Here is a 16,621-nt window from a genome sequence, read left to right on the forward strand (position 1 = left end):
CTATTTTATTTTAAGGTTTTACAATGTTTTAGAAGAAATAATTAGCTCCGAACTGATATCTGATTCCATCGATTCTGAAACCAAAATTACTAGCCGGATCAGTAGTATCATTACGAATATCCTTATCTAACAGATTATATACTCCAAATGTGAAACGAACGTGTTTGTTCAATCTGTACACCGTTCCTAAATCTAATAAGAAGTAAGATGGAATTGGGTATTCCTGGGCTCTACCTCTGCTAACTCCCGGCTGGCTTTCGCTTCTGTAATTTCCTCTTGACCAGAACTCAAAGCTATCGTTAGCTTTCCACGAAAGATTTACATTGGCCATATGTTTTGGTATTCTTGCATATGGTTTATTGTACAATGCTGGAATTTCTTCAGATTTAATCTTAGTATCAGTATAGGTATAGTTTGCTTTTAATACAATATCCTTTGTCATATTTACTCCTAGGTTAGCTTCAAGTCCCATACTGTTTGCCTTACCAAGATTTTCTCTTGTTGAGATAAAGTCATAGATATGGTTGTATAAAGCTTCAAATTGCTTACATTCTTCGGTGTTATTACATTTTCTAACTTCAACCAGTTTGTTTTTAAAGTCTGTATTAAACCCTGTTACGCTAAGGTTAATCACTTTTTTATTATCCTCAAACATTACCGTCAATTCCTGATTGAAACTTTTCTCCGGTTTAAGGTCTTTATTTCCGATAATTACTCCATCCTGAGTTCCACCACCCGTCACCTGTCCCCATCCTGGGTTTACAGCTCTTAGCCCCGGAGCTTTATATCCCCATGAAGCACCTCCTTTAAATGTAAAGTTGTTTGTTGCACTCCATACTAAATATCCTCTTGGCGTAAAGTTAGAACCATAGTTCTCATCATTATCCAGACGTGCTCCTGTAACCAGGTGTAGTTTATCCACTAACTTCCAGTTACCTTCCGCAAAAGCAGACCAGTTCCAACGGGTCAGTTTGGTTACCACTTCCCCATTTTCGGATTTCATTTTATTTCCTAAATCATTCAGCCTTTCATATCTGTATTCTGCTCCAAAGCTGATGACATGATCTTTAATATTGAAATTATTAAGACTGTATGCGGCAAAAGTCTCATACCTCATATCCCTGTTTGGGTTATTCGTGTTGTCATACTGGATATAAGAATTTGTATGGAAATTAGAATAGTCACCTTTATGACTTAATGCCAATACATTTCTCTCGTAGTTATTACGTGAGCTTTTTGCTTTTGGTCCCAAAGAATATCCAGGATTCTGATTTCTTTCCTGACGGTTATAATCGTAGCTTAGTTTAAAGGTATTTTTAGTATTTGGAGTAAGACTGAATTCTGTTCCAAAAGCTTTAATAACTCTTTCTGTAAATCCACCAACAAACTTATCTTCATTTCTGTCGGAATAGCTCCCGGTCACTTTCATTTGAAGAAGGTTTTTCACTAAAGAACCGGCAGCATACCCATCAATCTGGTATGTATTTCCAGATTCTTTATGTACCTGCTGTATTAAGCTGGTTCCTACAGATCCTCTCCAGCCGTTACTCAGTTTTTTAGTGATAATATTGATTACTCCGCCCATCGCATCAGAACCATATAGTGAAGACATTGGCCCTTTTACCACTTCAATCCTTTCAATGGTTTCCAATGGTGGCATCCATCCTTGTTCTATACCTGGGCCATCAGAATTGGGTCTTGTCTCTCTTGTATTGATTCTTTTCCCATCAATTAAGACTAATGTCTGCCCAGATTCGGCACCTCTTATTGAAAAATCACTTGTACTTCCTCCTCCTGTAACGAAAACACCTGGAACATCCTGTAATGCATCGGTAATGTCTCTATACGCTCTTTTTTTAAGATCTGCCTGAGAAATTACAGAAATCGTAGCTGGTGTGTCTTTGATTTTCTGAGCATACCCGGAACCCGTTATTACGACTTCATTAATATGGTTACTTTTTAACGTGTCCTTAGTTTTCTGACCGCTCATGAAAGCTGATCCTAAAACAAGCAAGGAAAAAGATACTGTTCTAAACATCAAGATTTTTTTGCAAAGTTATTATTTTTAATGATTCTAAATAAACAAACTAAGGTGACATATCTCACCTTACAATTACCATCAATATAGGATCAACAATCTCATCATAATTATGATAAAAATATACTAAAGTAGCTTTTCGGCTATTGAGGATAAGCACTCCATACTATACAATGATTATCAATATTGGAAAAGAAAAAAATGCGCATATATAGATCCCTATTTCATTTATACCCATCATAAAAAAATAAAAAATCCATCCCTAAAATAGGGACGGATAGTATTATGTATTGTCTTTATATTAGTTCAAAGGATACTTTATAGCTTTATCAATTTCGATTGGATTATTATCCCGAAGCATTACTCTTCTTCGCTCATCAGACATTCCTTTGAGCTGATCTATGCTTTTAACCTGTACTCCGGAAACCCAGAAAGTATTCTCGGGATTAGTATTGGATTTAAACGATTCTGCGACATCATGTAACGGATCGTTGTACAGTTCCAATTGTTTTTTTGCAATCATATTATCGGTTACGGGAAGAGGTTTCTTTCCCAAAAAGCTATCCAGAAATGGGGTCTTATAAGTGTTGGAAAACTTCATACTTTTTGCCAGTTTAAAGAGGTAGTTCTTTTTACTGTCTTCTATTTCAAAGATCAGTCCGGGAAGTCCACGAAACTTGTAAGGTCCTTCGCTTAAATTGATGTCTTTGCAGAACCATGCAATCCATTGTCTGCCCCCGAAATCTGTAGTTGCTTTCTGTAATGTATACTGCCCGTCAACTTTAGTTTCATCTGATAATTTCCAGTTGATTTTATCATTTGATTTTAAAGAATAAAAATCATTCATCAGAATGAGTGAGGTATTTTCAGAAGAGTTCTTTTTTCTGATGACAGCGGGAAGGTCATCATCCCACCTGGCACTTTTCTGTCCTCTGATCATATTTAAAGAGTCATTTTTTGCATAGGCATAAGGGTAGAATTTGATATCATCAGGATTGATATCAAGTACCATATTGGCTTTGGTAAAATCCTGTGCCAATGAATCTTTTTTGTATTGAAGCAGATATACGAAACGATGAGTCTGTGCACTCAATAATAAAGGGAATAACAGAAGTATTAGCTTTTTCATGGTATAAGTTTGAGTCAAAAATATTGATAATGTTTGATTCAATCTAGAGATAATAAAAATCTTTTTAAAATTGAAACAGAAAAACCGTCCCTAAAAAGGAACGGTTTCTATAATCATTGCAAAGTATGCAGTTATCACACTTTAATTTCAACGTCTACACCTGAAGGAAGTTCTAATTTCATTAGAGCATCAACAGTTTTAGAAGAAGAAGAGTAGATGTCCATTAGTCTCTTGTGAGCTGATAATTGGAACTGCTCTCTTGCTTTCTTGTTTACGTGCGGAGATCTCAACACTGTGAAGATTCTCTTATTCGTTGGTAATGGAATAGGACCGTTTACAACAGCACCAGTAGCCTTTACCGTTTTTACGATTTTCTCAGCAGACTTGTCTACCAAGTTGTAATCGTAAGATTTTAATTTTATTCTGATTCTTTGTGACATTTCTTGTACTTTAAAAAATTAACCTTTTGCTTTAGCTATGATATCTTCAGCAACGTTTTGTGGAGTAGCTTGGTACTTCTCTAATTCCATAGAAGAAGTAGCTCTTCCTGATGAAAGTGTTCTTAGAGTTGTTACATATCCAAACATTTCAGAAAGTGGAACAGAACCTTTGATTACAACAGCTCCATTTTTCTCTTCCTGACCACTGATTGTACCTCTTCTTTTGTTAAGGTCACCAATGATGTTACCCATATATTCTTCTGGAGTTACAACTTCCAGTTTCATAATAGGCTCCATGATTACTGGCTTAGCAGCACGTCCCGCTTCTTTAAATCCTAATTTAGCTGCCATTTCAAATGAAAGCGCATCAGAATCCACCGCGTGGAAAGATCCGTCTTTAAGAATAACTTTAATACCTTCAACTTCGAAACCAGCCAAAGGACCGTTTTTCATTGCAGCTTTAAAGCCTTTTTCAATTGCAGGAACAAATTCTCTAGGAACGTTACCACCTTTGATCTCATTGATGAATTCTAAACCAATTTTACCTTCGTCAGCAGGTCCTAGTTCAAATACAATGTCAGCAAATTTACCCTTACCACCAGATTGTTTTTTGTAAACTTCTCTGTGCTGAGCAACTCTTGTTAAGTTTTCTTTGTACTCTACCTGAGGTTGTCCTTGGTTTACTTCAACCTTGAACTCTCTTCTCATACGGTCTACAATGATATCTAAGTGAAGCTCACCCATACCAGAGATAATCGTTTGTCCAGAAGCTTCGTCAGTTCTAACAGTAAACGTAGGATCTTCTTCAGCCAATTTAGCTAGAGCGTTACCCATTTTATCCTGGTCAGCTTTAGTTTTAGGCTCAACAGCGATACCAATTACCGGATCAGGGAAAACCATCGATTCAAGAACGATTGGGTTTTTCTCGTCACACATTGTATCACCGGTTTTGATAGATTTGAAACCTACCGCAGCACCAATATCACCAGCTTCAATATATTCTACTGGGTTTTGCTTGTTAGCGTGCATCTGATAGATTCTAGAGATTCTTTCTTTATCTCCTGAACGAGTGTTCAAGATATAAGAACCTGCATCTAGTCTTCCAGAGTATGCTCTGAAGAATGCTAATCTTCCCACGAACGGGTCAGTAGCAATCTTAAATGCTAATGCAGAGAAAGGCTCATCTACAGATGGTTTTCTTGTGATTTCAGCGTCAGTTCTTGGGTCAGTACCTTTGATATCATCTTTATCCAATGGAGAAGGCAAGTATTTACATACTGCATCCAACATAAACTGTACTCCTTTATTCTTGAATGAAGAACCACAAGTCATTGGGATAATAGATAAATCGATAGTAGCTTTTCTAAGAGCTTCGTTGATTTCCTCTTCAGAGATTGAATCTGGATCTTCGAAGAATTTCTCCATCAAAGTATCATCGTAGTCAGCAACAGCTTCTACTAGTTTTTCTCTGTATTCAAGAACTTCATCCTTCATATCTTCAGGAATTGGCACTACTTCGAAAGTAGCTCCTTGTCCTGCTTCATCCCAGATGATCGCTCTGTTTTTAATTAAGTCTACAACTCCTTTGAAATCTTCTTCAGCACCGATTGGTAAAACGATTGGAACTGCGTTTGATCCTAACATACTCTTAACCTGGTTTACCACGTTAAGAAAGTCAGCACCCTGTCTGTCCATTTTGTTTACGAATCCCATTCTAGCAACTTTGTAGTTGTCAGCAAGTCTCCAGTTTGTTTCAGACTGAGGCTCTACTCCATCTACTGCTGAGAATAAGAATACCAATCCATCTAACACTCTTAAAGATCTGTTTACTTCTACAGTGAAGTCAACGTGTCCCGGTGTATCAATGATGTTGAAGTGGTAAGGCTTAGTATCTGCAAGAGGCTTTCCTTGGTCTGTTGGAAAGTTCCAAGAACAAGTAGTTGCAGCAGAAGTAATAGTAATACCTCTTTCTGCTTCCTGCTCCATCCAGTCCATTGTAGAAGCACCATCGTGAACTTCTCCAATTTTGTGGTTTACTCCTGTATAGAATAAGATTCTTTCAGTAGTGGTAGTCTTACCTGCATCAATGTGAGCAGCAATACCAATATTTCTTGTAAATTTAAGATCTCTACCCATTTCAGATTAGAATTTAAAGTGTGAGAAAGCTTTGTTAGCTTCCGCCATTTTGTGAGTATCAGATTTCTTTTTGAAAGCTGCACCTTCTTCTCTTGAAGCAGCTACAACCTCATTAGCTAATTTCAAAGCCATAGACTTATCATTTCTCTTTTTAGAGTAGCTAATTAACCATTTCATTGCCATAGAAATTTTTCTATCAGCTCTGATTGGCATAGGAATCTGGAAGTTAGCTCCACCTACTCTTCTAGAACGTACTTCTACGTGAGGCATAACGTTTGTTAATGCATCTTTCCAGATTTCAAGGGCTGTTTTCTCAGTTTCTCCTTTTTTAGTTTCTACGATATCTAATGCATCATAGAAAATTTTGAATGCGATAGACTTCTTACCGTCTAGCATTAAGTTGTTTACGAATCTCGTTACCAATTGATCATTAAACTTCGGATCTGGTAACAACGGTCTTTTTTTCGCTTTTGTCTTTCTCATTGCTTCTGTACCTTATTTAATGATTATTTTTTCTTTCCTTTTGCAGGAGCTGCAGCAGCTTGTCCTGGTTTAGGTCTCTTAGCTCCGTACTTAGATCTTCTCTGAGTTCTTCCATTTACACCAGCTGTGTCTAATGCACCTCTTACGATGTGGTAACGTACTCCCGGTAGGTCTTTCACCCTTCCGCCTCTAACCAATACTATCGAGTGCTCTTGAAGATTATGTCCTTCGCCCGGGATATAGGCGTTAACTTCTTTACCGTTTGAAAGTCTTACCCTTGCTACTTTTCTAAGTGCAGAGTTAGGTTTCTTAGGTGTAGTAGTATATACTCTCGTACATACACCACGTCTTTGTGGACAAGAATCAAGGGCAGCCGATTTGCTCTTCTTGGCAAGCGTGGCTCTTCCTTTTCTTACTAATTGTTGAATAGTAGGCATTTAATTGCTTTTTATTTTAGGGTGCAAAAATAATAATATTTTTTTAATTGACAAACAGTTATGATATTTTATTTCTTCATCAATTTTCTTTATCCGTTTTCATAACTGCCTGAATCCCCCATTAATTTTATGTTCTTGAATCATTTTAAGCAATGGAGGCCAGCATCAAAAAATCAAAATCTTATTTAAAGGCATCTTTTATTACTTTTCCTTTCATATATTGTTTAGGCACCCCCAAAAGTTCAGCCATTGTACTTGCAATATCAATTTGCTCATAATTTCCTGTACTAATGGTTGTATTCTTTTTAAAATCAGGTCCCATAGCAAAGAACTCAATATGTCTACACCCTTCGCAATCATCTCCATGGTTTTTGAATCCACCTTTACTATCCAAATGTCTTCCATGATCATTGGAAACAATTAAGGTTGTTTTATCCTTATAAGCAGGCAGAGACTGAATATAATCCCAAATCTCTTTTATAGAAGCATCTGTTGTTTTTATAGCCTGAATATATTCGTTGTACTTATTATCATGTCCGTATGAATCTACATCCTTAAGGTTGATCACAATGATATTAGGACTATACTTTTTCATGACCTCCTTCGTATTGGTCATTGTAACGGCATCAGCTCTATAGCCAGATCCATTTCCGCTTATCCCACAATCTACACTTGGCTGATATTTCCCTTTCCAGTCTGCTTGTTTACAATCGTTTAAAACTTCCAGCTTATCTTTGGATGCAATTACCCAGGCTTTGGTTTTATCTGCTCCTGTAAACTTTAGCCATTGTTGCATCACAGACGGGTAGCCTGGTAATTCAGTACCATCATTGACGATATTTTCGTAGACTCCTGAACACATTGCACTATGTCCGGGATTGGTATTGGTGGTTCCGTTGTTTCTAAAATTACTGATAAATATCCCCTGGCTCAGAAGACTTACTCTGTTCGGAATATTCACTTTACCGGCAGATTCCCAGGTTTCAGAAATACGAGGCCCGTCAACAACCAAAAGAACTACATTTTTAGTTTGGTATTTATCCTTAGGTTCTACCTTTGCCTGTGCTTCATTGTCATTGTTACTACATGAAAACATAGATAAGGACATAGCGAAATACATGAAGATTTTTTTCATAGCTTTTATATTATTTGTGGATTTCGTGTGCAAAGCTAGAAAACACAGCCTCCCTATTGATGAACAAATTGTTATCTATTTCTTAAGAATTTAATATATAAATCAATAAAAAGGGAAATATCAGTGCTTTAAAGGGAAAATGCTAATTGATATTTATTTTATCATGGTAACGGTTACATCTTTGTTCCAATGAAAGTCTTTAATATTCTGTATCAAAGCATTTCTGGTTTGCGGATCTATAGAATAAATGAACAGGCGCTTAAAACCTAGTACAGCATTATCACTTTTTACCTCCAAAGCGGCCACTTTTTTCCAGTTTTGGGGAGTATGCCCATCCAGCCATTCTTCATAGGCAATTGCAAGCTGATAGTTTTGATCCCTGGTATAATTGCTAAGAAACTCTTCGGTATCATCATCAAAAGTCTTTTTCCTGATTTTGAAATCTACCAGTTCCATTGATCCCAACCCTACAAAATCCAACAGATGAATTTCCGTAAAGTAAGTAATGGCTCCAATGTCATTAGCAACTACTTTAGAGGTATTATAATATCTGTTTAAAAACCTTGCAGACTGTATTTGCTGTTCATAAATATTTGCACTTCCGTTAAGAATCAAAGCATGAGAGTAATTACACTTATATATCAATAGTAATGCATTGGCAATAATAAAGATCCCTATTATGGGTCCTGTCTTAAAAGCTGACCACGGTTTTATAAAGTAAGACAGCAACCTTGGAATAAGAACCATACTAAAGGCAATCAATAAATACGCCTCATATCTGAAGATACTTCTTATTTCACCAAACAGACAATGCATTATCAATGTAAGCCCAAGAGCGATGAAAAGAAAATTACCGGAGATTACGGACCGGAAGTCTGGTTTGCTCTTATAATCCTTATACATCAAGGCTCCTCCAATTAATAAAGGAAAAAGTCCAATTTTATAGAATGTAATATTAAGGAGCAGCTTTTTGAGAATAATATCAGTAATCTGAGTTAAGACATTTCCTGAGAAATCTATCAGGGTTCCTTTTACCACTACTGAATTGGGAAAGAAATAACCGCTTCTATGGTAATTAAAATACCCAAAAACCACAATCGGAATGAAACCGAAAAGAAGTACCAGTACAGCATTTTTAAAATTTCTTACCAGTAAGAAAACGAAAGCTAGTGATAGAAAATAAAACATGCTTTCAAATCTTATCAGCCCCAACAGCAATACCGTAAAATAAAACCAATATGCATGAAGGTTCATTTTAAAATTACCTTTAATCCAGTGCTGAAAGCAATATATATTCACTGCTACCACAAAAACCTGTAAGACATGTTCCATTCCAGACATAACCTGTACATGCAATACAGAAATAAAAAGAGTAAAAAGACATGCTCCAACAACGTGTTTAGCGGGATGTAAAAAATTAGAATAATACCTGGTAAGTATGATAATAAGCAGACCGCAAACAATAATATTAAAAACCAATGGTATTAAAGCATGATTTCCAAAAACTGAGATCAGAATACTTAATATAAAGGTAAATACCGGAGATGATGATGAAGACGAAAAAGCATATTTTGTAACTCCCCATACTCCATGAAGAGCAAAATTTTTAGCTACTGCCAAATGAATATAAGCATCATCCAGGATATAGGTAAAATAATTCTCAGTAACTGACAGCATCATCAGAATATAAGCAAGGCATATCCCGAAAAAAATAGCAGCTGTTATTAAAAAGCTTTTCATCATTACAATATTAATATATCCAAACTATACAGAAAATCAGTCCAGAACCTCAACCTTTATACCCTTATTCCAGGTAAAACTTCGTATGTGTGCTTTCAAAGCATCATGAATAGCCGGATCTATAGAATAAATATACACATGGTCTCTTCCCAATACGGCATTCCTGCCACTGATCGTTAAAACAGCCGCCTTCCTCCAGTTTTTTGGAGTATGGCCATCCATCCATTCATCATAGGCGATAGCAAGGGTATAATTATTTTCAGCAGAATATTTAGTCAGAAAAGATTCTACCTCAGCATCTACCTTCCTTTTCTTCATTCTTAAAGGAACGATCTCTTTTGACCCCAATCCTACGAAATCGAACAAATGTATATCTGTAAAATAGCTGACAGCTCCAATATCGTTAGCCATTACTTTAGATTGATTGTAATATTTTTTCAGAAATCTTGCAGACTGTATCTGTTGCTCGTAAATGTTTTTACTTCCTGTTACGATTAGAAAACTTACTAATCCTATTTTTAAAATAAGCGCTCCCATTGAAAAAACAATCAAAACAGCTATTGTCCTGTTTTTCTTTACAATAAACTGCTTCTCTTTAAAATAAATTTTCAGCTTTGGTACTATCGCCATGGCAAATCCTGTAAGCAAATATGCCTCATACCGGTAAAAGTTGGTAAACTGACTGAATGTTCCATGTATACACAATGCAACACACCAGACTACAAGAAAAAAATTACGGGCAAGCACTTCCTGAAAGCCTAATTTCTTTTTAACATCTTTAATAATAAAAAATACAGAAATGAGTAATGGACATAAAGACGCATTATAAAAGTAAGGGTTTTCAACAAACTTAAACAGAAAGATATTAACCAGCTGTTCAATATAATCTTTCGAAAGATCAAACCTAAGTCCTTTGATAATAACCGAGTTAGGAAAGAAATATCCTGTTTCCTGATAAGTAAAATAACTAAAAATCAAAACAGGAACAAAACCAAAAACAATCACTCCTGCCATCTCTTTATACCTTCTTAATAAAAGAAGAACAAAAGAAAGTGCTGTAAAATAAAACATACTTTCAAAGCGGATCAGCCCAAGCAATGCCAATGTGAAATAAACGCATGCAGAATCATATCTGTTTTTATATCCGGATTGTCGCCACTTTTCAAAATATAAAATATTGACGGTAACCATCATGATCTGTAATACATGTTCCATTCCAGAAAAAATAAGCAAAGGGACAGAGGTAAATATCAGGGTGAATAAACCGGCAATAACAACAGTTTTGCTTTGACTAAAGTAATATGCATAATATTTATTCAGAAAAAACAACATAAAAACAGCACATACGACATTAAATATCAAAGGAATGAGCTCATGATTTCCCAAAAAGAAGATCAAAATACTTAGGATAAATGTAAATACCGGTGAAGAAGAAGAAGAAGAAAATGAATATTCAGTAATACCCCATACTCTGTGAAGAGCAAAATTTTTGGCCATTGCCAAATGGATATAAGCATCATCCAGGATATAGGTAAAGTAATTTTCAGTCCCGGACAACATAAGAAAGAAGTACCCCATACATACTCCCAGAAATATTGCCGCTGTAATTAAGAAGCTTTTCATCGTTTGCAATATTAACACTTCCTCCCTATTTAAAAAAATTAAATATTTAATAGGGTCCGGACTTAATCTATGATCTTAACGGTTATATTTTTATTCCAGTTAAAATTTTTCACCTGTTCTCTCAAAGTATTATGAATACGGGGGTCGATAGAATAAATATATAAGTGATCTTCTCCCAATAATGCATTACTTCCACTGACTGTCAACACAGCCACTTTTTTCCAGTTTTCAGGGGTATGTCCCTGCAGCCATTCTTCGTATGCTATGGCAAACTGGTAACCATTTTGAATAGTATAAGACTTCAGAAACCTTTCAAATTGATCATCTATTCCTACTGGTCTCATTCTGAATGGTACCACTTCCTTGGATCCCAATCCTTCAAAATCCAGCAAATGAATATCTGTAAAATAACATATTGCCCCAATATCATTAGCCACTACTTTAGCATTGGGATAATATTTCTTTAAAAATCTTGCTGACTGTATTTGCTGTTCATAGACATTTCTGCTTCCTACTACTGTAAGGTAACTTGTGAACCCTACCTTTACCATCAATAATACAAACGAAAGGAAAATCAATACTGAAATACCCCTGTTTTCTTTTAATAAATAGCTCTTGTGCTCATAAACAGATTTCAGCTTCGGAATGACAGCCATAGCAAAGCCTGTTAAAATATATACTTCATATCTGTACAGCTTTGTAAACTTGCTGAAGGCTCCATGTAAAAATAAAGTAATACACCATACTATCAGAAGAAGGTTCCTGCTGAGTATTTGTTGAAAACCCAATCCTTTTTTAATATCCTTTGCAATCAGCACTGCAGAAATTAATAATGGTAATATACCTGCAAAATAAAAATTGCGGTTATCCAGAATCTTATGATACAGTAAACCTGCGACCTGCATAAAATAGTTACCAGAAAGATCAAATCTACTCCCTTTTATGATTACTGAATTAGGAAAAAAATACCCCGTTTCCTGGTGAGTAAAATATCCAAAAATCAAAATAGGAATAAAACCGCAGATCAATACTCCCGCAGCATATGTAAACCTTCTCAGTAATATGAATACCAATGCAAGAGCCAGAAAGTAAAACATGCTGTCGAATCTTATCAGCCCAAGTAAAGCAAGACTACTGTAAAACCAACCGGAACAGTAATTATCTTTATATTCTGAACCTTTCCATCTTTCGAAACAGAGAACATTCACTACAATAACCATTGCCTGCAGCACATGTTCCATCCCTGAAAAAACAAGCATTGGAACGGAAGTAAAAAGCACTGTAAAAAAAACGGCTGCTATAACTGATCTGGCCTCACTAAAATAGTCTGAGAAATATTTATTCAGAAAAAAGATCATAAAAAAAGCAGTTACTGTATTAAATAATAAAGGGATAAGTTCATGATCTCCGAAAACATATATGAGACTACTTAAAATAACAGTAAAAACCGGTGAGGATGAAGTAGATGAAAATGAGTACTGAGTCACCCCCCATACCCCATGAAATGCGAAATTTTTGGCAATTGCCAGATGAATATAAGCATCATCCAGTATGTAGGTAAAATAATTTTCAGTTCCGGACATCATCAGAAAGAGATAAACCATACCTACTCCCAGAAACAGTACCATTGTTATTAAGAAACTTTTCATCGTTTGCAATATTAATACTTCCAAACTATTTTTAAAAATTTTCTTATAGTTATCATCTATTAATATACAAAGCTATTCGGCACGATATTTCGTAACTTTGAGATATATAAAAAAATAAACTTATGAAAAATGCCAGTATTATAGGGCTTAAAGAAGCCGACTGCAAAAAAATAGCAGAAAAACTAAATATACTTTTAGCCAACTATTCTGTATTTTATCAGAACACCAGAGGTTCTCACTGGAACATCAAAGGAGATCAGTTTTTTACTCTTCACCCAAAGTTTGAAGAACTTTACAATAGTCTGGTTTTAAAAATCGATGAAATTGCAGAAAGAATCCTTACACTGGGAGCAACTCCGGCACACAACTACTCTGACTATTTAAAAGTGGCAACTATTAAAGAAAGTAAAGAAGTTACGGATGGAACTAAAAGTGTTGAACAGATTCTGGCTTCATTCAAAGTAGTGATCGATCTTCAGAGAGAACTTTTAGACATTACAGATGAAGCTGGTGATGAAGGAACTAACTCTCAGATGAGCGACTATATCACTGAACAGGAGAAAGAAGTTTGGATGTACAATTCTTATTTAGGGAAATAACGGATAAGATCATCAAAATATTTCAAAAAAATCGCCTTACATTTAGGCGATTTTTATTTTTAATTTTTATATTTGCGTTAAAATTACACATATTATGAACGACGTAAGACTGAACTCCATCCTGGATAATGATTTCTATAAAATAACCATGCAGAATGCAGTGGTAAAATTATTCCCTAATTCTATCGTAAAATATGAATTTATCAACAGAGGTAAGCATCATTTTCCGAAAGGTTTTGATGCAGCATTAAAGGAAGCGGTCAACAAGATGGCTGAACTTAAGCTTACTAAAGATGAAAAGAAATTCATGGCCAGAACATGTCCTTATATTGATCTTCCTTATCTCGATTTCCTGGAAGGCTATCACTATGATCCGTCTGAAGTGAAGATCCATCAGGAAGGTGGCGATCTTTCAGTCATTGTTGAAGGGCTTTGGTACAGAACAATTCTTTGGGAAGTTCCTCTATTAGCGTTAATCAGTGAGCTACACTATGAAATGAATCATATGGAGAGGGATTCTAATGAAGAGGTTATGAACAAAACCGTTGAAAAAGCAGATGCTCTGGGCAGGCTTGGCGTTACCTTTGCTGAATTCGGGACCAGAAGAAGGCATTCGTATAAGGTACAAAATCTGGTAATGGAAGCTTTAACACAGAAGAAGGAGTCTACATTCATCGGAAGTTCAAATGTACATTTTGCGATGAAATATGGGGTAAAACCTATCGGAACTCATGCTCACGAATGGTTCATGTTCCACGCTGCAGAATATGGTTTCAAGATGGCTAATGAACTGGCTTTGGAGCATTGGGTAGATGTATACAGAGGTGATCTTGGAGTAGCACTTTCCGACACCTACACTACTGATGTTTTCTTCCAGCAGTTTGACAAAAAATTCGCAAAACTTTTTGATGGTGTACGCCATGACAGTGGTGATGCTCTTGAGTTTGCAGATAAAACCATTGCCCATTATCAAAATAACGGCATTAATCCCATGTTTAAATATATCATTTTCTCTGATGCCTTAAATCTTGAAAAGGTAGAAGAAATTACCAATTATTGCAGAGGAAAAATAGGAATCTCTTTTGGAATAGGAACAAATCTCACCAATGATGTAGGCCTGAAACCGATGAATATCGTGATGAAACTGATTGGAGTGCAAGCTCCTAATAAAGAATGGATCCCAACAGTAAAACTTTCTGACGAGCATGGAAAATATACAGGTGATCCAAAGATGATTGAACTTGCTAAAGAATTTTTAAGAATAAAAGATTAATTATACTATTAAAATGACTGAAAAATTTTAAGAATTATCGTCTGCTTTTTCTTACATACCGAGTATAAAAAACCTTCTATAATTGTGATGAATAGTGCAGGTAGACATTTAATCACCTGCATTTTCACAATACCCATCTTCAAAACAAACACCACAAAATCCTAAAATACCACAATAAAAATAACAATAACCCCCGTATAAAACGTAAAAAATACTATTCTCTTGTCAATTTAATAAAATATCGTTACTTTCGGCGAAACAAAAACTTTATTTTATGAAAAAATTACTATTCTTGAGTTTTACCGCATTATCTATCATGGGCAGTGCACAAATTTTAGTAACGGAGAGTTTTGAAAACGCAACCTATCCTGGATTTGAAGCCACTGGTGGAGTTACAGGACAAACAGGTACCTATACGGGTTCTGCAGCCTGTAATGGCTCTGGATTTATAGGAGGAATATTAGCTGGTACTTCTGATGCAAACAGAACTCTGGATTTAATGTATACCAAACCTGCAACTATCACTGCCAACGGTAAGAAGATTGACATTAAATTTTCATATTCCATGCTTGCCAATAGCGATGTAAATGATATAGGAGGTACTATGAATGTATCTTACTCTACAGATGGCGGTACTAATTATACACCTATTGGAAGCACCATTACTCTTAGTGAAATAAACGAAACATCCTGCGCAGTATTTACCGGAACCATTCCTGAAAGTGCCAATGTAAATGGAAATTTCAAACTAAGAATAAGAACAGTAGGAACTCTAGGCAGTGGCTACTCTTCTTATATCTTTCTAGATAATGTAAGCATCAAACAAGAAGTAACAGCAATACCAACGTGTGCTACCATAAGCAGCCCAGTAAATGGCGCAACCAATGTTCCTGTTCGCCCACAAATTACGTGGAATGCTGTAGCAGGAGCAGAAATGTATAAAATAAAAGTGGGAACTACCTCAGGAGCTTCAAATGTATATTCCGGGACTTCAACTACTACGTCTTTCTCCCCTGCAGCTTCCAGTGCTTTCCCTCAAAACACTACTCTTTACGCTTCAGTTACACCAACTAATGCTTTAGGAGATGCTTCAGGATGTCAGGAAATTTCTTTTACAACAGGAGCAAATCCGTTTATCCCTTATTGTGGTCCTCTAACGGCTAAACTTGGTGTTTATCCAATCTCAAAGGTTCAGATTAGTGATATGACCAACAACTCTACATTATCAGTTGCCCATGAGAATTTCACCAATAAAGTAGCCACGGTTACCCGAGGTACATCCTATCCGCTTTCTCTTGGAGGAGCAGGTGTAGGAATCAATAACCGCTTTGGATTTACAGTATTTATAGATTGGAATCAGAACGGAAGCTTTGCTGACGCGGGAGAAGCATATTTTGTAACTTCTGATTTTGCAGGCGGTGCAGCAGCAAGTGGTGCTACCATTACAGTTAATAAAAACATTGCAGTACCTGCTACAGCAGCATTGGGTAATACCCGTATGAGAGTAAAATACCAGTTTAACGCCTCAGTTACTTCTGTAAGAGCAGAATTATCTGACCCTTGTGCTGACGTGAGCCAAGGACAGGTAGAAGATTACACAATTAATGTACAGGCTACCACACTTGGAACATCTGAAGTAGGGATGAATAAAACTGCAGATATCTCTGTTTATCCTAATCCATTTAAGGATGTTCTAAAAATCTCTGATATAAAAGGAGTAAAATCTATCACAGTAACGGATATTTCCGGCAGACAGCTAAAAACGCTTAAAGCCAGCAATGAAATTAATCTTTCTGATCTGGGTGCAGGTCTTTATCTGATCACCCTTCAAATGGAAGATGGAAATAATAAAGTACTTAAGGCAATTAAGAAGTAATATATTCCTTTAAATACATTGAAAGCGGCAGTTTTACTGTCGCTTTTATTTTTTATCTTAAAC

General features: G+C 35.9%; 13 protein-coding genes. 3 read left to right on the forward strand and 10 right to left on the reverse strand.

Annotated elements, in window-relative coordinates; genetic code table 11:
* Positions 1 to 28: 28 nt before the first annotated feature.
* From M2372_RS11990 to M2372_RS12035, 10 genes are all read right to left on the reverse strand, one after another.
* A complete protein-coding gene (locus M2372_RS11990; RefSeq protein ID WP_123320555.1) occupies positions 29 to 2,038 on the reverse strand; it encodes a TonB-dependent receptor domain-containing protein in 2,010 nt (669 codons plus the stop codon).
* A 301-nt stretch (positions 2,039 to 2,339) separates the two neighbouring features.
* Complete coding sequence (locus M2372_RS11995) at positions 2,340 to 3,167, reverse strand: GLPGLI family protein (protein WP_123320554.1); 828 nt, start codon at positions 3,165 to 3,167, stop codon at positions 2,340 to 2,342.
* A gap of 134 nt (positions 3,168 to 3,301) precedes the next feature.
* Positions 3,302 to 3,607, reverse strand: a complete 306-nt coding sequence (rpsJ, locus tag M2372_RS12000; protein WP_002661363.1) for a 30S ribosomal protein S10 — start codon at positions 3,605 to 3,607, stop codon at positions 3,302 to 3,304.
* 18 nt (positions 3,608 to 3,625) lie between these two features.
* Positions 3,626 to 5,743: an elongation factor G gene (fusA, locus tag M2372_RS12005; RefSeq protein ID WP_123320553.1), complete on the reverse strand. Its 2,118-nt coding sequence runs from the start codon at positions 5,741 to 5,743 to the stop codon at positions 3,626 to 3,628.
* Positions 5,744 to 5,749: 6 nt separating this feature from the next.
* On the reverse strand, positions 5,750 to 6,226 hold the full coding sequence (gene rpsG, locus M2372_RS12010; RefSeq protein WP_034677991.1) for a 30S ribosomal protein S7: 477 nt from the start codon (positions 6,224 to 6,226) through the stop codon (positions 5,750 to 5,752).
* Positions 6,227 to 6,249: 23 nt separating this feature from the next.
* Positions 6,250 to 6,663 (reverse strand): 30S ribosomal protein S12, encoded by a 414-nt coding sequence (gene rpsL / locus M2372_RS12015; protein ID WP_002983146.1) that lies wholly within the window; start codon positions 6,661 to 6,663, stop codon positions 6,250 to 6,252.
* A 181-nt stretch (positions 6,664 to 6,844) separates the two neighbouring features.
* Positions 6,845 to 7,798: a sulfatase-like hydrolase/transferase gene (locus M2372_RS12020; protein WP_123320552.1), complete on the reverse strand. Its 954-nt coding sequence runs from the start codon at positions 7,796 to 7,798 to the stop codon at positions 6,845 to 6,847.
* Positions 7,799 to 7,951: 153 nt separating this feature from the next.
* Complete coding sequence (locus M2372_RS12025) at positions 7,952 to 9,538, reverse strand: hypothetical protein (protein WP_123320551.1); 1,587 nt, start codon at positions 9,536 to 9,538, stop codon at positions 7,952 to 7,954.
* A gap of 36 nt (positions 9,539 to 9,574) precedes the next feature.
* On the reverse strand, positions 9,575 to 11,161 hold the full coding sequence (locus M2372_RS12030) for a hypothetical protein (protein WP_123320550.1): 1,587 nt from the start codon (positions 11,159 to 11,161) through the stop codon (positions 9,575 to 9,577).
* Between the two features lie 62 nt (positions 11,162 to 11,223).
* Complete coding sequence (locus M2372_RS12035) at positions 11,224 to 12,810, reverse strand: hypothetical protein (RefSeq protein WP_123320549.1); 1,587 nt, start codon at positions 12,808 to 12,810, stop codon at positions 11,224 to 11,226.
* 122 nt (positions 12,811 to 12,932) lie between these two features.
* Here M2372_RS12035 and M2372_RS12040 point away from each other — a divergent pair, with 122 nt between their 5' ends.
* The 3 genes from M2372_RS12040 to M2372_RS12050 all read left to right on the forward strand — a co-directional run bounded on the left by M2372_RS12040 (position 12,933) and on the right by M2372_RS12050 (position 16,558).
* Positions 12,933 to 13,409 carry a Dps family protein gene (locus M2372_RS12040; RefSeq protein ID WP_115967848.1) on the forward strand — a complete coding sequence of 159 codons (477 nt, stop codon included), beginning with the start codon at positions 12,933 to 12,935 and terminating at the stop codon, positions 13,407 to 13,409.
* A gap of 94 nt (positions 13,410 to 13,503) precedes the next feature.
* The gene (gene pncB, locus M2372_RS12045; RefSeq protein ID WP_123320548.1) at positions 13,504 to 14,682 is read left to right on the forward strand and encodes a nicotinate phosphoribosyltransferase; all 1,179 of its coding nucleotides are present in this window, start codon (positions 13,504 to 13,506) and stop codon (positions 14,680 to 14,682) included.
* Positions 14,683 to 14,956: 274 nt separating this feature from the next.
* On the forward strand, positions 14,957 to 16,558 hold the full coding sequence (locus M2372_RS12050) for a GEVED domain-containing protein (RefSeq protein ID WP_123320547.1): 1,602 nt from the start codon (positions 14,957 to 14,959) through the stop codon (positions 16,556 to 16,558).
* Positions 16,559 to 16,621 lie beyond the last annotated feature (63 nt).

Source organism: Chryseobacterium sp. BIGb0232 (assembly GCF_024810195.1).
Lineage (GTDB): Bacteria > Bacteroidota > Bacteroidia > Flavobacteriales > Weeksellaceae > Chryseobacterium > Chryseobacterium pennae.